The organism is Pectobacterium sp. 1950-15, assembly GCF_037136835.1.
Lineage (GTDB): Bacteria > Pseudomonadota > Gammaproteobacteria > Enterobacterales > Enterobacteriaceae > Pectobacterium.
Genome location: NZ_JBBBQR010000002.1, coordinates 284609 through 303982, shown reverse-complemented (window position 1 = coordinate 303982; position 19374 = coordinate 284609). Strand labels below are relative to the sequence as shown.

The following is a 19374-nucleotide window of genomic DNA, read 5'->3' as shown; positions in this document are numbered from 1 at the left end:
AATTGAATCACCGTGTGTTTTAGCGCGAAATCGCTATACTAGCGGCGGCTGTCGGCTAATGAGGTTGCTATGTTATCCATTTTGCGTTTTTTTATTGTCGTTATATTTTCTATTTTGGTCTGTGTTTTTGGCTTGTTTTACTGCCTGTTCAGCCCTAGAAATCCCCGTCATGTGGCGACCTTCGGCCATCTTTTTGGACGCTTGTCCACGGTGTTTGGCCTGAACGTAGAAATGCGGATACCGGAAGAAGCCGCGCATTACGGCAACTGCATCTATATCGCGAATCATCAGAATAATTACGATATGGTCACGGTATCCAAAGCCGTCCAGCCGCGTACGGTTACCGTAGGTAAGAAAAGCCTGCTGTGGATCCCGTTCTTCGGGCCGCTTTACTGGCTGACGGGTAATTTGCTGATTGATCGCGAAAACCGTGCGAAAGCGCACGGCACCATCACTCAGGTGGTGAAACATATTAAAGAACGAAACACCTCCATCTGGATGTTCCCCGAAGGTACACGCAGCCGTGGACGCGGCCTGCTGCCATTCAAAACCGGTGCCTTTCATGCCGCGATTAGCGCAGAAGTGCCGATTGTGCCGATTTGCGTTTCTACGACCAGCAATAAAGTAAAATTGAACCGCTGGAATAACGGCCTCGTTATCGTAGAAATGTTGCCGCCCATTGATACCCGCGCGTATACCAAAGATCAGGTTCGCGAGCTGGCTTCACATTGCCATGATGTGATGGCGGCCAAGATTGCCGAGCTGGATGCAGAAGTGGCGGCGCGCGAAGCGGCAGACAAAAAATAAACTTACCTCATCGGGTTACGCGATTATTTCTTCCGATTGTCTATTCAAGAACGAATCGGAAGTTAAACTTTGCTTACGGTTAATGGATTTACGGAGTCATTATGTCACTCAGCCGACGTCAGTTTATTCAGGCATCGGGCCTTGCGTTATGTGCGGGAATGACGCCACTGACGGCTAAAGCCAGTGGGAGTTCCGCCGCATTGCCGATACCGCCGTTACTGGAGTCGCGCCGAGGCCAGCCTCTTTTTCTGACCATGCAGCGTGCCCATTGGGCATTTTCCGGCGATCGTAAGACATCCATTTGGGGCATCAATGGCCGTTATTTAGGGCCGACGGTACGCGTCTATGACGGCGATGACGTTAAGCTGATTTACAGTAACCGGTTGAATGAGCCTGTCGCGATGACGATCGGTGGGTTGCAGGTGCCGGGTCCGCTGATGGGGGGGGCCGCCCGCATCATTGCTCCGGGAACCGACTGGTCGCCGGTATTACCCATTCGTCAGCCGTCGGCGACCTGCTGGTATCATGCGAATACGCCGAACCGCATGGCGCCACATATCTATAACGGGCTGGCTGGACTATGGCTGGTGGAAGACCGAGCCAGTAAGGCCCTGCCGCTGCCCAATCACTACGGTGTTGATGATTTTCCATTGATTATTCAGGATAAACGACTGGATAACTTTGGTGTTCCTATTTATAGCCCGCCTTCTAACGGCGGCTTCGTGGGGGATTCGCTATTAGTCAACGGCATCCAAAATCCCTTTGTTGAAGTGTCCCGTGGCTGGGTGCGTCTGAGATTGCTGAACGCGTCGAACTCCCGGCGTTACGTGATGCGGCTGAGCGATGGTCGGGCGATGCATGTGATTGCCAGCGATCAAGGATTGCTACCGGCACCGATGGCGGTGAACCAGCTTTCTCTCGCACCCGGCGAACGGCGTGAGATTCTGATCGACATGTCGCAGGGCGAAGACGTCACGCTGACGGCAGGGGAATCGGCTGGGATTATGGATCGCCTGCGCGGCTTATTTGAGCCTTCCAGCATCCTGATTTCTACTCAAATACTCACCCTTAAGCCGACGGGCCTGCTGCCATTGGTGACGGACAACCTGCCGATGCGCCTGCTGGCCGACAACATCATTGAAGGTAGCATCAGCCGCACGCGCGAATTCCGTTTGGGTGACAGCTTGCCCGGCATCAACGGTGCGATGTGGGACATGACACGTGCTGATGTACAAACGCAGCTTGGCCGCTGCGAACGCTGGATTATCCACGCCGATACGCCACAGGCTTTCCATATTCAGGGCGTTAAATTCCTCGTGCGTAGCGCGAATGGTGGCCCGCCGGCGGTGGAAGACAGCGGCTGGAAAGATACGGTGTGGGTGGATAACGATGTCGAGCTGCTGGTTTATTTCATGCAGCCTTCCTCAATGGCGTTCCCCTTCCTGTATTACAGCCAGACGCTGGAATTGGCCGACCGTGGTTCAACGGGACAGCTCATCGTACAGCCTGCGATGTAAACTGCCTGCCATCCCCTTCCGCCCTTATCCCTCTGCCGTGACACGTGTGACGGCAGTGTTTCTGGTATCCACCTGTTTCTTAATGTGATCCACCTCTATTCAGACAAACCAAGATTAAAGATGCGAAGCCGTGAGGACGATACCTTATAGATTGATGTTGTTATGAATTAAGGGTGAATCACGTTTTGAACCGCATGCTGTTCCAGGTCTGACAGGTGCTAAAAAACACGCTTTATTACAACCATTTCAGAGTCGGGGCGTTTCGTTTCGCGATGAAATCAGGTTCACTCCCTGTTTTAACCTGCACGCAGCCAGAATGCTGCGTCACTAAAAAGGCTGCACTATGCGGGAATTACTGCTTTGGGTCAGGGATCAACTGGCTGAGGCATCATCGGCGCCTCGCTATATGCAGCTCGCGTCGTTGCTTGAATCAGAAATCAGCCGTCGGAAGGCGTTAGCAGGCCAGTTCTTACCTGCGGAAAGATTGATTGCGCAACAGCTGGGATTATCGCGCGTAACAGTTTCCCGTTCCCTGTCGCTGCTGGAAGAAAAGGGGCTGATTGTTCGCCAGCAAGGGGTGGGAACCCGCGTCGCTCAACGGCTCCACTACGCGTTGAGCGACGAAGATGAAGGGTTCACCGCGCTGGTACTGAAACAGGGCGGCGTCGCTGGCAGCCTATGGCTGGAGAAGACGATACAGGTTCCGCCTGCTGCCATCGCGGCAAAAATGTCGTTGCCGGAAGGTGAGGCCGTTACCTATCTGCGGCGCGTGCGGCTAAGCAATGGCGAGCCAGTCTCGCTGGAAACGACCTGGATACCGCAAAAATTCCTGCCTGACCCAGAAGCGCTTGAACAGTCTCTCTATCAATATTGGATGACGTGCGGGATCACGCCGGACAAAAAGCGCTATCGTTTCAAAGCGATTGCCTGTGCGGCAGAGATCGCCGCGCGTCTTGGTATCGCGGTGGAAGCACCGATACTGTATTGCCAACTGCATGTTTATAACGAACAGGGTGAACTGTTGGAATACAGCGAGGCGCATTGCCGTAGCGATGTGTATGAGATTCAGTTTGCCGATTAGAAGAAACATGCCAGCACGGTGAATGCTGGCATTAAAGGTGGATGAGCTCTTAGTCGTTTCTCGGTTCGTCAGGGTCCGAACCCAGTCGCTTCCCGCTGTCCAGCTTGGCAATTTCACCCAGCTCGTCTTTATCCAGACGGAAATCGAACACCTCGAAGTTTTCTTTGATGCGGGAAGGCGTCACCGATTTAGGAATCACCACCAGCCCGCTGTCCAAATGCCAGCGAATCACGATTTGTGCCGGCGTTTTTCCGTATTTTGTCGCCAGTTTGCGGATAGTCGGATGGTCAAAAACCCCCTCGCCGCCCTGTGCCAGCGGGCTCCAGGATTCGGTCTGGATGTGATGCGTCGCATTCCAGGCGTGAAGCTGTCTTTGCTGGAGAAGAGGATGCAGCTCGACCTGATCGATGACCGGCAACACGCCCGTTTCTTCTTTTAACCGTTGTAAGTGGTGAATGTGGAAATTGCTGACGCCAATGCTTTTTGCCAGCCCCTGTTCCTGGAGTTTGATGAGCCCGCGCCAGGCATCCACAAAAGTGTTCTGCTGCGGGAGCGGCCAGTGAATCAGGTAGAGATCGATATAATCTAACCGAAGTTGTCTCAGGCTCTCTTCCAGCGCCTTCTGGGGATCGGTGTGATCGCCATTCCAGAGCTTGGTGGTGATGAATACCTCTTCACGCGGCAGATTCGCGGAACTCAGCGCCTGACCCACGGCCTCCTCGTTCTTATAAATAGCGGCGGTATCGATCGCCCGATAACCGATGGACAATGCTTCAGTTACGGCTCTCACCGTATCCTCACTGCTTGCTCGCCAGACACCAAGGCCCAACTGGGGCATGATATTGCCGTCCGCCAGCTTAACTTTCGGTTGCGTCATCTCATTCTCCTTTTATATCCGTTAATCCATAAAAATATCATAGGGTTAACTGGATGGGCGACCTGTTCATATCACGGAAATAGGACAATGTGATCCCTCGCAGGAACAGGCATATGATTTCAGTCTAGTAGAAAAATTGGTCGGTTATAGGTTGCCTGATGATAAAGGGAGCCGATCGGCTTCATGCAGATCGTTTAAGCATCGAGATACACGGGGTGACCACAGGGGTGAGGCCTCCCTGCGGGAACCTCCCCCTGTGTTTCCCCTAATAACAGGCTTAAGCGATCAGTATTAGCTGAGCGGCTCCCCTTAACAGACACAGCATTGAGGTGAGGGTATAAGTGTTGTTTAAACGGTAGTGTTTTCTCCTCTAACTTGAATAATTTGGTGCAGAGGCACTTAACGTGCCGCTTCGTAAATCTTCTGGCTTTCTTCCAGCGTAATGTCGCGGTGCTCGCCTAGGGCAGTCAGGCCGTGCTCGCTAAGTTTGGCGACCAGTGTCGGGATAGAACTGCCATCCAACTGGTAGTCAGACATACGGGTCGGTACGCCCATTTTCTCGAAGAAGTCACGCGTAGCGGCAATCGCGCCGTCGATGCGCTGGTCTTCACTACCGTCGCGCAGGTTCCAGACGCGCTCGGCGTATTGCAGCAGTTTGTCGCGTTTCTGGGCTTTTCTTGCCGTCAGCATAGCGGGCAGAACGATAGCCAGCGTCTGGGCATGGTCGAGGCCGTGCAGCGCCGTTAATTCGTGTCCCAGCATGTGGGTTGACCAGTCCTGCGGCACACCTGCGCCAATCAGGCCGTTCAACGCCATCGTAGCGCTCCACATCACATTGGCTCTGACCTTATAGTTTTCTGGTTCCGCCAGCGCGCGTGGGCCTTCTTCAACCAGCGTTAGCAGTAGGCCTTCCGCAAAACGATCCTGTACTTTGGCATCGACGGAATACGTCAGGTACTGCTCAACGGTGTGAACGAAGGCATCAACCACGCCGTTTGCAATTTGGCGAGCGGGCAGGGTGTAGGTCACCACCGGGTCGAGTACGGCGAAAAGCGGCTGGGTGTAACGTGAACGGAAGGCGAGCTTATCGTTGGTCGATTTACGGGTGATGACCGCGCCGTTATTGGATTCCGAACCGGTCGCTGGCAGGGTAAGCACGGCTGCCATTGCGACGCCGCGATCGATTTCCGCCCCACCGGTTTGCAGAATATGCCACGGGTCCTGTGCAGCCTGATAATCTGCGGCGGCAGCGATAAATTTCGTGCCATCAACCACAGAGCCACCGCCAACCGCCAGCAGGAAATCAATCTTCTCCGCACGGACGACCTCGACGGCTTTCATCAGCGTTTCGTAAGTCGGGTTCGGCTCAATGCCGGAAAACTCACGTACGTTGCGGCCTTCTAGTGCGCGATAGACCTGATCCAGTACGCCATTGTGCTTCACGCTGCCGCCGCCGTAGGTGATGAGGATACGGGCGTTGGCAGGAATTTCTTTGCCTAATTCAGCAATCTGGCCTTCGCCAAACAAAATCTTGGTAGGGGTATGAAGTGTGAAATTTAGCATAGGTTATTTGTCCAGTTTAAAGCCCTGTTGGAGGATCGCGGGTAAGACTTTCGGGAAATAAATGTGCTGATAGTAGCTGGCGGTGTTATCACCCCAGTTGTCACCGTCTGCGCGGCCGGTTTGCTGCCAGTGTGCCACCAGCGTTTGGTTATATTGCTCAATCGCCGCAGGCAGAACGTCCTGATGATAGGTTTCATCATGGCGGAATGAATTCAGCGGCAGACGCGGTTTCTGATGTGCAGGGGTGTCGACGTAACCGATAGCGACGCCTGCGACGGGGAACGTCAGTTCAGGCAGTTCCAGAAAATCGATCATCGCCTGCGGTTCGCGACGAATACCGCCAATTGGGACGATGCCCAGCCCAAATGAGCGTGCGGCGGCCATCAGCGTGCCGAGTGCGATACCGACATCCGTTGTGCCGGCGATCAGGCTTTCGAGGCTTTCATGCGCGTGCTGCTGCTTTCCGCTCATGGCAATCCCGACCTGCGTTTTATGCATGTCCAGCACCACGGTAATGAAGACGGGCGCCTGGGCAATCCACGGCTGGCCGCCAGCCAATTCGGCAATGCGCGCTTTGCGTTTCGGGTCGCGGGTGACGACGAGCGAGACCTGCTGAGAGTTCACGGAGGTCGGTGCCAGATGTGCGGACTGAATAATGGCATCCAGCACGTCATCGGGGATCGCTTTATCAAGATAGCTACGTTCACTGCGGTGTGAGGTGAACAGTTCAATCGTTTTATTCATGTCTTTTCCCAGGTGATGAAGGGGCGAATGTATGCTGAGTATTGTCATCAACCCGTGAAAGCCGTTCAATGCACATTTCTGTTTGCTTATTGCCTATTTCTCCAAAATACAGGAGAAAAGGGTGATAATAATTCGCAGGTATGTCATTTTGTTTCTTCTGTCAGGAGAGAGGCTTCGGGCAGGAAAAGCGAACCAGTAGCGAGATAACACCATTGTGACGCAAACTCAAAGTATGTCGACGGAAAGCCAATGTGAGCGGCTTGTTCAAACACCAACGGTTCAGAAGCCGATGGAGCAGCAACAGGCGACGCCGCAGCAGACAGTACGGCAACGCATCGTGCAACAGGCTATCCGTTGTTCAACCAAAAACTGGGCCACGCCTTCGCTCGTGCCTCAGGTCAAAATTCTGTATACGGAACAGCACCACCCGCGCGTGCCGGTCATGTATGAGCCGACGATCGTCATCATTTTTCAGGGCCAGAAAATTGGCTATCTGGGCGGGAAAACCTTCCAGTATGACCCTGAAAACTACCTGCTGATGACGGTACCGCTGCCGTTCGAATGTGAAACGATAGCCAGCGCTGAACATCCGCTGGTGGGGATGGCGATCCGTATCGATATCCAGATGCTTCAGGATTTGCTGATCGACATTGGTGACGACGATAGCGCGGTTCGCCCCTGTTCCTGTACGTGCGGGGTGAACAGCGCGCCGCTGACCGATGAGATTCTGTGTGCGGTTGAGCGGCTATTGGATGCGATGGATAACCCGCGTGATGCTCGTGTACTGGGGCCGACGATTGTGCGCGAGATTATCTATCATATGCTCTGCGGCGAGCGCGGTGCGGCATTACAGGCGCTGGTTAATCGGCATACGCACTTCAGCCAGATTGCCAAGTCTCTGCGACGTATCGAAAATCACTATGCCGATAGCCTGAACGTGGAACAGCTGGCGGCGGAAGTGAACATGAGCGTCTCGGCATTTCACCATAACTTCAAAGCGGTCACCAATACATCGCCGTTGCAGTACCTGAAATCCTACCGCTTACATAAAGCGCGCGTGCTGATGATCAACGAGGGGCTGAGAGCGGGTGTGGCGGCCGTTCGCGTAGGGTATGAGAGCGTGTCGCAGTTTAGCCGGGAGTTTAAGCGCTATTTCGGTGCGACGCCGGGCGATGAAGTGGCGAGATTAAAGGCCAGCAATATAGCGGTTGAGGGAAGCTGAGGGCGCTAAGAAAGCGTGTGGCTGCCGATTAGGCGACAGCACGTTTTTTACGCCACACCACGACAGCCATGCCAATCAGGCCGCTGACCAGCAAAATAATCGGGAGCAGGATCAGCGCGGTCATCACCTGATCTTCATAGCGTTTGACCAGCGGAATGTGGCTGAGCGCATAGCCGAGGGTGACAATGCCCCCGACCCACAGCAGCCCGCTAAGCCAGTTGAAAATTTGGAAGCGCGTATTATTTAACCCGGAAATACCCGCCATCGTCGGCAGCAGCGTGCGGATAAACGCTAAAAAGCGGCCAACCAGCAGCGCCATCAGGCCGTGGCGGTGGAACAGGTGATGGGCACGCTGGTGGTAATGCGCGGGAAGCTGCAACAGCCAGCCCTTTACCAGACGCGTATCGCTCAGCCAGCGCCCTTGGAGGTAGCTGAGCCAGCAGCCGAGGCTGGCGGCGACGGTGAGCAAAATCATCGTAGGGAAAAAGCTCATCACGCCTTTGGCAATCATGGCACCGGTGAGCAACAGCAGGCTATCGCCGGGCAGAAAAGAGGCCGGCAGCAGGCCGTTCTCCAGAAACAGCGTCGTGAACAGAATGCCGTAAACCACCCAAATGACGTGGGGATCGGCCAGTGCACTAAAATCCTGCTGCCAGAGCGCCTGAATAATGTCGTGAACCACACTCATATTACTTCCCGCCAGTGACGATATTCACTATCTTTCAGGCAGCGGCGGTGGAACGCTGGGTTACCTGAAATCTACTGCCTATCAAGCCCTAAAATCAGTATGGGCAAAACGCCTTGCCGCATTGCTGTGAGAATACGATAAAGCTTAATGCTTAATTTTTGGTTAAGGTAACGCGGTTTTTTAGTAAGCGTTGACTCATGATTATCATAACGCATTACCCACCGCCCCGCAGGGGAAATCAAGATGCGGCGGCATTATGGCCGTCACACTTCCTGTATTTTATTTCCTATCGGTTGGCTGCGGTGAGCGTGCTGATGCCTTACCAGACTAGGCGTTTAGCCTGCTGAAACCCGCGGCCAGATCGTCGATCAGATCGTCACTGTCTTCAAGTCCAATATGTAACCGAATAAGTGTGCCGGTAAAATCCACACCGTTCACCGGGCGGATCGCTGCGAGTTCTTCTGGCTGATTCGCCAGAATCAGAGATTCGAAGCCTCCCCAGGAATACGCCATGCTGAAGTGTTCAAAATGATCCAGATAGTGCGCCAGCGTTTCTTTGCTTAATTTCTCCTTCAACACAAAGGAGAACAAGCCGTTGCAGCCGTTAAAATCGCGGACGTAGAATTCATGCCCTTTGCATTCTGGCAACGCAGGGTGATTAACGACAGCGACTTCCGGGCGTTCTGCCAGCCACTGCGCAATGCGGATACTGCTTTCCTGATGCTGTTTGAGTCTGACGCCCAGCGTGCGCAGGCCACGGCTGGCGACATAGGCGGTATCGGCATCCACCATTTGCCCCATCAGATAAGAGTGCTCACGCAGTTGCGCCCAGCAGCGCTCATTCGCCACCGCCGTGCCGATCATGGCATCGGAATGGCCGACGATGTATTTCGTACCCGCCTGAATGGAGATATCAATATCGAAGTCGAGCGCTTTGAATAAAATACCCGCAGCCCAGGTATTATCGATCATGATAACGATTTCGGGATTGATGCGGCGCACGGCTTGTACGATTGCCGGCACATCATGGACTTCCATAGTGATGGAGCCCGGCGATTCGAGAAAGACGACTTTGGTATTAGGCTGGATCAGTTCGGCAATGCCGGCACCGATGAGCGGATCGAAATAGGTGGTGCTGACGTTCATTTTTTTGAGCACTTTTGTGCAGAAATCCTGTGTGGGTTCGTAGGCCGACTCCGTCACCAGAATATGAGCGCCCGCTGCGACGAAAGAGAAGATCGCGTTAGAAACGGCAGCCGCTCCACAAGGATACAGCGCGCAGCCTGCGCCGCCTTCCAGCTCCACCATCGCTTCCTGAAATGAGAAATGGGTCAGCGTACCGCGGCGTCCGTAGAACAGCGCACCTTTGGCTCGGTTAATGGTGGCGTGCTTCTTGTCCTGCACGGTATCGAATACCAGCGAGGAAGCGCGCTGAATAACGGGGTTGACGGAGCCGTGGGTGAATTTCTTGCTGCGTCCTGCGGCGACTAACGCTGTTGCCGTTTTTTTGCTTGTCATAACCACTATTACCTTTTCTATTCAATCCTGCCGGATGACCCAATACGCCAAATATTCCCGATAGTGAAAGTGTGAGGAACAAGAAGGCGCTATTCGATGTATTAACCCTACGTTATCACGGCTTGGGCGGCGTGTGGGCGTAAGGAGGATAAGATGAGGGGTAGATGAAAACATTTCAGGAAGAAAGCAAGAAGCGCCATGTTGTTCTGTATTGCGTTGAACAACATGGCGCAATTGTGCGTGCGTTAACCCGTATGGACGCCAAAGAGCTTAGGAAGCCAGAGTGAGATAGCCGGAATATAGGTGACCAGCATCAGCACAAAGAAGAGCCCGCAGTAGAAGGGCAGCATCGCTTTAACGACCTGTTCTATCTTCTGTTTACTCACCGCACTGGCAACGAAAAGCACCGATCCCACTGGCGGCGTAATTAGTCCAACTCCCAGGTTGACCATCATAATCATGCCGAAATGTACCGGATCAATACCGAGTGAAAGCGCCACTGGGAGCAGTACCGGGGTTAGGATCAGGATAAGCGGCGCCATATCCATCAGCGTACCCAGCAAAAGCAGCATGATGTTAATCCACATCAGGATGACGTATTTGTTATCCGAGATGGAGGTGAAAAACTCGGTAATGCGGGCAGGCAACTGCATGTAGGTCATGATGGCACCGAATGCGGCAGCGAAGCCGATCAGGATCATCACGATTGTGACGGTTTTCACCGTGCGGTACATCAGCGTAGGCAGTTCCGACCACTTATAATCTTTATAGATAAACATGGTCACGAAGAAGGACCACAGACAGGCGATGGCCGCAGACTCGGTTGCGGTAAAAATACCGGATAAGATCCCGCCCATAATAATGACAACCGTCATCAATCCCCACAGGGTATCGACAAAGATTTTCAGCGCCTGACGGAACGGTACGCGTTCGCCTTTCGGATAGCCGCGCTGATGGGCGAAACCGACGCACATCACCATGAGAGTCAAACCGAGTAAGAGCCCTGGCAATACGCCAGCGATAAACAGAGCGGCGATGGAAACGGAACCACCAGCAGCCAGTGAATAAATAACGGAGTTATGGCTGGGGGGGATCAATATTGCCTGAACGGAACCGCTGGCAGTAACGGCTGCGGCGAAATCGCGCGGGTAACCTTTCTTTTCCATTTCTGGGATCATGACGGAACCAATCGAGGCAGTATCTGCCACGGACGACCCCGAAATCGCACCAAAGAAGGTGGATGCCACAATATTGACCAGTGATAATCCGCCGCGAATAAAGCCAACAAAGATATAAGCAAAATTGACCAGACGGCGGGCAATGCCGCCTTCGGCCATAATGGCACCAGCTAAAATAAAGAAAGGAATAGCGAGCAGTGAGAATTTATTCACTCCGCTGGTGATTTGGATCATCACGGCTTCCAGAGGAATGTCGATCCAGAACGCACCGACGATAGCACTCAAACCGACTGAATAGGCTACAGGAACACCCACGGCAAGCAAAACCGCCAGTGTTGCAAGTAAGACGAAAGCATCCATGGTATTGGCTCCGGGTTAAGAATTGCCGAGCATGACTACGGGACGTTTATCCTGTGAGCCAAAGCAAATTCGTTCGATGATGAACAATAATGTAATGAGCGAACCAATCGGTAAGGGGAGGTAAGTTTCCCCAGCGCTTAATAGAGGGAATTCGGCGACGGGTTGTTCCCAGAGTTCAATACACAGCATCGTGCCGTAGTAAAGAATAAAGACGCTTATGATCATCATCAAAAGTTCAGCGATAAAAGCACAGACGCTTTTTAATTTTTCAGGTAAGCGATCGGTTAACATGGTCACCGCAATGTGCGTACAGGCTCGATAGCTAACAGCTGCACCGACAAAGGTAAATGTCACCATACATATAATAGAGATGGGCTCTGGCCATGAAATTCCCTCATTCATTACATAGCGGGAAAATATTCCCATGGGAATAATGAGTGTCATAATTAATAATGAAATACCAGAGACCCACATAGCAATTCTGTATAACAGGTCCATGGCTGAAATGTATGCGTTGGCCATATTCTCTACCCGATGAAAAGAATGGCAGATAAAGCCACGAGTGCTTTATCCCTATTAACTATCCGTTTTATATCAAGCAGATTGTGTGAGTGCGGCATGTTTTCCCCAAAAGGTGGCATGTCGTACTATGGAATACATCACCCTGCTTTATTCGTACAAAGGGCCAACACGTTGCATGGTAAAAAATGACGCCGTGTGGCCCTATCTCGACAACGGAACTATTTTAGATATAAGTTTTTTATTGGACGTCAGCGACGGCTTTAATCAGATCCTGATATTTGGCACCAAACTGATCGCGTACGGGTTGCGTGGCTTTGAAATAGTACTCGGTATCAATGTCATGGAACTGAACGCCGCCGGCTTTCATTTTATCCAGAGATTGCTGCGTATATTCTTTCCACAGTACGCGCTGTTCCTGTTGCGCTTCTTTCGCCAGCTTCAGGATCAGATCCTGATCTTCTTTGGATAGTTTGTCCCATTTGGCTTTGGAATACAGGAACAACTCAGGGATAATGAAGTGGCGGCTCCAGGTATAGTTTTTCACGACAGGCAGGTAGTTGTGTGCGACAAACGTTGGCGGGTTATTTTCGGTACCGTCAATGACGCCAGTTTGCATACCGCTGAAGACTTCACTGACGCCCATCGCGATTGAGTTGGCACCCATGGCTTTTAACGTGGCGAGCGCAACTGGGCTACCCTGGACGCGAATCTTCATGCCCTTGAGGTCTTCTGGTTTCACCACTGGCTCTTTGGTGATTAAGTTACGCGTTCCTGCGTCCATCCAGCCCAGAAAAACTAATTTTGATTTACTGCTTTGGGTAATTTTGTCACCAATTTCCTGACCGATTTTTCCATCCAGTACTTTATGCATATGATCTTCATCACGGAAAATATAGGGCAGCGTGAAGACTTCTATTTCCGGTAAAATCGCGGCAACGGGCGTCATCGATACACGGATAATATCAATCGCACCGAGCTGCGCCTGCTCAATCATCTGTTTCTCATCGCCCAATACACCGCCGGGGAAGGTTTTAATTTCCAACCTGCCACCTGTGGCAGTTTTTAATTTCTCTCCCATTTTTTGAACCGCGACGACATTAGGGTAACCTTCAGGGTGAACATCGGAGGCTTTAATTTGTTGTGCCTGAATCGCGTGGCTCATCAGGAGTGCAGTAGAACCCAGACAAACACCGATCAATGTTTTCGACAGCTTCATTGAATTATCTCCAGAGGTGGGGTGACATTATCGATAATCAAATGGTGACTTATAAAATATAAACCCATGAAAAAAGAATATAAGTAGTGGGTTTAATGACGAGAGTACGGCTGCCTATTAGGTATTATTGTGGCGCACATCGGTATTCTCTGCGAGTTAAGCTAACCTATTATACAACTTCGTAGAATGACTCGCGTCACAAAAGAAAAAGCTAATATGAAATGCTGTTTTATATGGATTTTATTCCTGTTCTCCTCATGGGTTATGTATAACGTGATGTTTTTATTTATCTTATTCTCTTCTTATGTGTCTGTTTATTTCAGTAAACTTATCGTCAGTCATTGTGAAATGGTGTGATAACTTAATGTTGATCACAAAAAGCCGATAATAAAAATTCGATTATAAAAGCTGGGATATCACGCCGTGTTTTAGGGGGATCCCGGCTGAGATATTCCGTAATGCGCTTCTTCCTTCTCGTTTTTATGCTTTTTCTGCCGATATGCGGGCAATACCCCCAAAAACCCTGTTAGAACGCAAGAAAAGTGCATTATCTTGTGTAAATAATAATGAGAACGACTATCAATTCGTTCAGGGTTTGGTATCATTTCAGGCTGCGTTATTGCGGCATTATACCTGCGGGTGTGTGCGGATATTGTACAGAACAGATGATTGTACAGAACGAATGGTGGAGGCACAGCGTGAAGACGGCTGTCAGTAATACAACTCAACAGGTGTTATCGGCCTGGCAAAAAAAACGTGGCGCGTTCAGCGCATTTTCCCGTAGCGTGCTGGTTATCCTGCTGTGTACGGCGGGACTAAGTGGAAATGCGTTTGCGGCTCCCGCAACGGCACCGTTATCGACAGAGAATACCGCACCTGCTGCGGCGTCCCCCTCTGCTCCTGTGGTGACTGATGCACTGGCGCCGACGTCAGCCCTCGCGTTGCCTGCCAGTGCGGCACCGGGCACGAATAACCTGATGAAAACCGATTTGTCCGTCTGGGGTATGTACCAGCACGCTGATGCCGTGGTGAAAACGGTGATGATCGGCTTGCTGCTGGCTTCCGTGATTACCTGGGCGATCTTCTTCAGTAAAAGCGTTGAGATGTCTGGTGCGAAACGCCGTCTGCGCCGCGAATATCTGGCGTTGGAACAGGCGAGAACGCTGGACGATGCGCTGGAAACGGCCGACACGTTCAAAGCTGGCAGCGTCGCACAGCAGCTGCTGGTGGATGCGCAGAACGAACTGGAACTTTCCGCACGTTCTGATGACAACAATGGGATTAAAGAACGTACCGCATTTCGTCTGGAACGTCGCGTGGCGGCTACCGGTCGTCATATGGGACGTGGTAACGGCTATCTGGCCACGGTTGGTGCGGTCGCGCCGTTCGTGGGGCTGTTTGGTACGGTATGGGGCATCATGAACAGCTTCATTGGGATCGCACAGACGCAAACCACCAACCTGGCAGTGGTTGCACCGGGGATTGCAGAAGCTCTGCTGGCGACGGCGATTGGCCTGGTTGCCGCGATTCCTGCGGTGGTTATCTATAACGTCTTTGCTCGTTCGATTGCCGGCTACAAAGCGATGGTCGGCGATGTGGCTGCACAAGTGCTGCTGTTGCAAAGTCGCGATCTCGACGTGGCTGCCAGCAACGATAACCGGGCGTCTTCAGCCGCGCATAAACTGCGGGTGGGTTAAGCCATGGCAATGCATTTGAAGGAGGACGTGAGTGATGACGGTGAAATGCATGACATTAACGTCACGCCGTTCATTGACGTCATGCTGGTTCTGCTGATTATCTTCATGGTGGCGGCCCCGCTGGCAACGGTGGACATTCGTGTCGATCTGCCCGCGTCATCAGCAGCGCCGCAGCCACGACCAGAAAAACCGCTTTATCTGACGGTAAAAGCGGATAAGCAAATGTTCCTGGGGGAAGAGGTGGTTAGCGAGCAGTCGCTGGCGCAGGTGCTGGACGCAAAAACCAGCGCTAACAAAGAAACGACGATCTTCTTTCAGGCGGATAAAAGCGTCGATTATGAAACCATCATGAGCGTGATGGATTCACTGCGTAAAGCGGGCTACCTCAAGGTTGGTCTGGTCGGTGCGGAAACCGCAGCCGCTAAATAACGGCTGAGGGTTGTGTGTTAAGAAGGAATGCGGGATGAATGTCCAAACCGCGTTCCTTTTTTTACGTCTGTAGATTGATGTCTGGATGATGGCGGGGCTTTGGACGTTAGCCTACGCCCGCGAGTCAGGGTGACGCCAGTGAATCCGTGTCGGGATATAGCGCCGATCTTCTTCAAGCGGCTGTTGTGCAATCAGGCTGGTCACCATCTCAAAGCTGCTGCGCGCCAGGTTTTCACAATCCTGCGCCACGGTGTCGATCTTCAGCGGTAAACAATCAAACAGATAGTGATCGTCAAAGCAGCACAGTCGGATGCCGCTTTCCATCAGGTTATGCTGGTTCATATAACGCAGCACGCCTTCCATTAGGCCACAGGCGGCGACAAACAGCGCTTTTGGCGGACGACCCAGCGTTGCACACAGTTGGGCAAACATTTCATAACCCGCGCTGGGGTGATAGCTGCCATGAATAATCCATTCCGGCTTGCAGTCGATGCCTGCGCGTGTCAGCCCGAGCTGGAAGCCCTCCAGACGGTGGCGAGTCGGAGAAATGCGCGGCTGGCCGCCAAGGAAATAGAACTCATCATGATGTTGGCGGGCGATACGTTCGACCATTTCCGCCGTGGATTCTACCGCTTCGGAAATCACCATCGGTAGTGTGGAATCGCCAATCACCCGGTCAAATTGTATGACGGGCAACTGCTGATTAATTTTCTGATACTCGGTATCGCTCAACAAGCTGGAGGCGACAATCAGACCATCGACCTGACGCTGCACCAGACTATTGACTGCCATCATCTCCTGACTGGCGTTTTCGTCGGTGCAGGCAATCAGCAACTGTAGCCCTGCTTCACGACACAGCATTTCCAGCTCGCGGGAAATGACGGCAAACCCGTAGTTGGTCATTTCCGGCACCACCAACCCCAGCGTGTTGCTGCGTGAGGAACGCAGCGAACGGGCGTGAATACTGGGCTGATAACGCTGCTCATGCGCGACGGCTAAAATGCGATCGCGGGTTTCATCAGAAACGCGAAACTCTTTGCTGCGTCCGTTAAGTACCAGACTGGCGGTGGATTTTGATACACCGGCCAGCGCGGCGATGTCACTGATTGTTATGCGTTTAGTCGGTTTCACCGCGAGGTCTGCTATCAGAAAAAAGGGAAGTTATTCTATCACGCATGGCGCTAACAGCCAGTGCTGTAGCGTTAATCGTCCGGAGCCGCTGAACGTCATGATCGCGTCACTTTCCGGGAAATAGCGTGCAGACATCACAGCCTCGCCGTCGTTGATAAAAATTTCAACGCTGGAGCGATCGCACAGTATCTGCAATTGGCTCAGCTCACCGCGCCAGTAGCGATGTTCGGGTTCGCCAGTGCGGCGGTTGCGTCGGCTCAGCGTGACGCGTTCCCCATCCCAACAGAGAACCAACTGGGAGGCGAGGCTGAACTGGAATTCCCCCTGAACGGTGACGAGGATTTCCGCGCTGCTGGCATGAAGCGGAGAGGCGTAGTCTGCGGCACCATGCCAGGTGTAATGCTGCCTGCGCAGCTGTTGCAGTTCACGTGCAGGGCGTTGATAAACGCGATCGCCATGCAGCGTGAGTTCGCGCGGGCAGGTCATGGTATGGATCCAGCCGTACTCGATCGTCGGTTCAAAGAATTCATTCTCATCGGGAATCGACATCCAGCCGAACAGCAGGCGTCGTCCGTCTTCACTCAGCGTGGTTTGCGGAGCGTAAAACTCAAAGCCGAGATCCAGTTCGTGGAACTCCTGATGCGGGTAATCACCATTGTCGTAATTGAGTGAGCCGATGAAATAGCCCGCCTGAAAGGTATTCAGGTAGCGTTCTTCTTCGGCGGGAACGCCTTGCGGACAGCAAATCAGTACGTCTTTTCCATCCAACGGAAACAGGTCCGGGCATTCCCACATGTAGCCAAAATCCCCGAGCCCGCCCAGACGGGAACCGGCGATCTCGCCGATCTTTTCCCATGCCAGCAGATCGTCAGAACGGTAGAGCAGCACTTTCCCCTGTAAGTCGAGATCCTGTGCGCCGAGCACCATGTACCAATGGTCGTCATGAGGCCACACTTTGGGATCGCGAACGTGTCCGGTGTAGCCGTCAGGGAGCGTCAGAACCGCTCCCAGCTTGTCATATTCACCGTTAGGATTCTCACGGGCGAGGCACTGAAACGCGGTACGCGAGCCGTCGTCGTATTTCACGTTACCCGTATACATCAGCATGATTGCTCCCTGATCCACCACGGCAGAACCGGAGTAGCAGCCGTGGCTTTCATAGCTTTCGCTCGGCACCAGTGCGACAGGTTCATGTGTCCAGTTCACCAGATCGATAGAGCTCCAGTGCCCCCAGAATTTCGCTCCGTGGGCGCAAGACAAAGGATTCCACTGATAAAACAGATGGTAACGCCCCTTGTGATGAATAAATCCGTTCGGATCGTTGAGCAGACCTACGCACGGGGACAGATGCCATTCCGGGCGATATGGGTCTTCCTGTTTCCGTGAGTGGCCTGACATCAGGGCGTGCGCCATGCGCTTTAGTAAGTGGACTTCCTTCATTATTCGCTATCCGTTTTATATTTCAGCAATAAGGACAGGGTAAAGGCGGCACCGAACGCAATGAGCATCCCAATCAGGTAGTTAAGCATCGATCCTCCTTGCACAATGGCCAGACCTGGAAAACCGGTCAGCCCAACGGCCGTCATATTGACGTGATTGAAGACGACCCACGCGCCACCGAGCGCACCGCCAGCCAGTGCGGCCAGGAACGGTTTAATGAAGCGCAGGTTGATACCAAATATCGCGGCTTCAGTGATGCCCAGCAGGCAAGACAGCCCTGCGGGAACGGCAATCGCTCGGGTTTTGGCATCACGCGTTTTGAAGTAGACCGCCAGACACGCGCCGCCCTGTGCCACGTTTGCCATCGCCCAAATTGGCAACAAGAAGTTGACGCCGATATTAGGGTTGCCCAGCAGTCCGGCTTCAATGGCATGGAAGCTGTGATGAACGCCGGTGATGACGATGGCGGAATAGAGGCCGCCGAACAGCAATCCGGCCAGCCAGCCCGCGTGAGTAATCAACGTGCTGAGTAAGAAAGAAATACCGTCGCCCAGTGCGCGCCCAGCCGGACCGATGATCAACATGGCGACGAAGCCGGAAATGATGACCGTCAGGAAAGGCGTGACGATGATATCCAGCGCATCAGGCACGATTTTACGCAGGCGCTTTTCCACGATGCTCATGAACCAGACGGCCAGCAGGACCGGAAACACGGTGCCCTGATAGCCGATCATGGCGATGTCCATGCCGAAAAAATGCATGGTTTGGAAGCCGCCCGCGACGCCCCAGGCGTTGGTCAGCGCCGGGTGAGTCAGAATGCCGCCCAGCGTTGCGCCCAAATAGGGGTTACCGCCGAATTCCCGTGCGGCAGTAAAACCGATCAGGATAGGCAAAATGATAAATGCAGCGGAGCTGAACATATCCAGCATCACGAAGATTGCGCTGCTGGAATCGACCCAGCCGTAGGTCTTGATCATGCCGAGCAGCCCCATCAATAGACCGGACGCGATAATCGCCGGCATGATAGGGACGAAGATGTTTGATAGCAGGCGCGCCAGACGTTGCAGCGGGTTCAGCTTTTTCGCGGCGATGGAGGCCGCTTCGGATTTGCTCGATTCACTGATGTCTGCCGCTTTGATGAACTCTGCATACACCTTGTTAACCAGTCCCGTACCGAAAATAATCTGCATTTGTCCGGCGTTCTGGAAGCAGCCTTTCACGCCGTCAACGTTTTCGATGGCTTTCTTGTCTGCCAAATTGTCGTCATTCAGTACCAGACGCAGACGAGTCGCGCAGTGAGCCGCGCTGGCGATATTCTCTTTTCCGCCGAGAAGGGGGATAAGCGCGGCGGCGGTTTTGTTGATATCCATGTTATTCCTCTTTT

The 19374-nt window shown here is 52.9% G+C and carries 17 protein-coding genes; 6 read left to right on the top strand and 11 right to left on the bottom strand.

The features are described 5' to 3' along the window. Positions 1–69: 69 nt before the first annotated feature. The 3 genes from WCT94_RS03440 (at position 70) to WCT94_RS03430 (ending at position 3405) form a co-directional block, all read left to right on the top strand. Positions 70–807 (top strand): 1-acylglycerol-3-phosphate O-acyltransferase, encoded by a 738-nt coding sequence (locus WCT94_RS03440; protein WP_336867979.1) that lies wholly within the window; start codon positions 70–72, stop codon positions 805–807. A gap of 101 nt (positions 808–908) precedes the next feature. After that, the gene (ftsP, locus tag WCT94_RS03435; protein WP_336867977.1) at positions 909–2324 is read left to right on the top strand and encodes a cell division protein FtsP; all 1416 of its coding nucleotides are present in this window, start codon (positions 909–911) and stop codon (positions 2322–2324) included. A 343-nt stretch (positions 2325–2667) separates the two neighbouring features. Then, positions 2668–3405 (top strand): GntR family transcriptional regulator, encoded by a 738-nt coding sequence (locus WCT94_RS03430; protein WP_336867976.1) that lies wholly within the window; start codon positions 2668–2670, stop codon positions 3403–3405. 49 nt (positions 3406–3454) lie between these two features. Here the strand turns inward: WCT94_RS03430 and dkgA are convergent, their stop codons facing one another. From dkgA to WCT94_RS03415, 3 genes are all read right to left on the bottom strand, one after another. Continuing rightward, entirely contained in the window at positions 3455–4282 is an 828-nt protein-coding gene (gene dkgA, locus WCT94_RS03425) for a 2,5-didehydrogluconate reductase DkgA (protein WP_336867974.1), read from the bottom strand. Between the two features lie 399 nt (positions 4283–4681). Beyond that, entirely contained in the window at positions 4682–5845 is a 1164-nt protein-coding gene (gene yqhD, locus WCT94_RS03420) for an alcohol dehydrogenase (RefSeq protein ID WP_336867972.1), read from the bottom strand. Between the two features lie 3 nt (positions 5846–5848). Next, positions 5849–6589 (bottom strand): NADPH-dependent oxidoreductase, encoded by a 741-nt coding sequence (locus WCT94_RS03415; protein ID WP_336867970.1) that lies wholly within the window; start codon positions 6587–6589, stop codon positions 5849–5851. A 289-nt stretch (positions 6590–6878) separates the two neighbouring features. Here WCT94_RS03415 and WCT94_RS03410 point away from each other — a divergent pair, with 289 nt between their 5' ends. Then, positions 6879–7811, top strand: a complete 933-nt coding sequence (locus WCT94_RS03410) for an AraC family transcriptional regulator (RefSeq protein ID WP_442955472.1) — start codon at positions 6879–6881, stop codon at positions 7809–7811. 28 nt (positions 7812–7839) lie between these two features. Here the strand turns inward: WCT94_RS03410 and WCT94_RS03405 are convergent, their stop codons facing one another. The 5 genes from WCT94_RS03405 to WCT94_RS03385 all read right to left on the bottom strand — a co-directional run bounded on the left by WCT94_RS03405 (position 7840) and on the right by WCT94_RS03385 (position 13293). Then, entirely contained in the window at positions 7840–8499 is a 660-nt protein-coding gene (locus tag WCT94_RS03405; protein WP_039354736.1) for a DedA family protein, read from the bottom strand. 327 nt (positions 8500–8826) lie between these two features. Further along, entirely contained in the window at positions 8827–10017 is a 1191-nt protein-coding gene (metC, locus tag WCT94_RS03400; RefSeq protein ID WP_336867968.1) for a cystathionine beta-lyase, read from the bottom strand. A gap of 245 nt (positions 10018–10262) precedes the next feature. Next, the gene (locus tag WCT94_RS03395) at positions 10263–11555 is read right to left on the bottom strand and encodes a TRAP transporter large permease (RefSeq protein ID WP_336867966.1); all 1293 of its coding nucleotides are present in this window, start codon (positions 11553–11555) and stop codon (positions 10263–10265) included. 15 nt (positions 11556–11570) lie between these two features. After that, the gene (locus tag WCT94_RS03390; protein ID WP_336867964.1) at positions 11571–12077 is read right to left on the bottom strand and encodes a TRAP transporter small permease; all 507 of its coding nucleotides are present in this window, start codon (positions 12075–12077) and stop codon (positions 11571–11573) included. Positions 12078–12315: 238 nt separating this feature from the next. After that, a complete protein-coding gene (locus WCT94_RS03385) occupies positions 12316–13293 on the bottom strand; it encodes a TRAP transporter substrate-binding protein (protein ID WP_336867963.1) in 978 nt (325 codons plus the stop codon). 698 nt (positions 13294–13991) lie between these two features. Between WCT94_RS03385 and exbB the strand changes: the two genes are divergently transcribed. Both exbB and exbD read left to right on the top strand, forming a co-directional pair. Continuing rightward, on the top strand, positions 13992–14990 hold the full coding sequence (exbB, locus tag WCT94_RS03380) for a tol-pal system-associated acyl-CoA thioesterase (RefSeq protein WP_336867961.1): 999 nt from the start codon (positions 13992–13994) through the stop codon (positions 14988–14990). 3 nt (positions 14991–14993) lie between these two features. Then, positions 14994–15419, top strand: a complete 426-nt coding sequence (gene exbD / locus WCT94_RS03375; protein ID WP_010280259.1) for a TonB system transport protein ExbD — start codon at positions 14994–14996, stop codon at positions 15417–15419. A gap of 111 nt (positions 15420–15530) precedes the next feature. Here exbD and WCT94_RS03370 read toward each other — a convergent pair whose 3' ends face one another. The 3 genes from WCT94_RS03370 to WCT94_RS03360 are packed head-to-tail and all read right to left on the bottom strand — an operon-like array spanning position 15531 to position 19360. After that, a complete protein-coding gene (locus WCT94_RS03370) occupies positions 15531–16550 on the bottom strand; it encodes a substrate-binding domain-containing protein (RefSeq protein WP_336867960.1) in 1020 nt (339 codons plus the stop codon). A 30-nt stretch (positions 16551–16580) separates the two neighbouring features. After that, on the bottom strand, positions 16581–17990 hold the full coding sequence (locus WCT94_RS03365) for a glycoside hydrolase family 32 protein (protein ID WP_336867958.1): 1410 nt from the start codon (positions 17988–17990) through the stop codon (positions 16581–16583). Beyond that, entirely contained in the window at positions 17990–19360 is a 1371-nt protein-coding gene (locus tag WCT94_RS03360) for a sucrose-specific PTS transporter subunit IIBC (RefSeq protein WP_336867956.1), read from the bottom strand. Before WCT94_RS03360 ends, WCT94_RS03365 begins: the two co-directional genes overlap by 1 nt. Positions 19361–19374 lie beyond the last annotated feature (14 nt).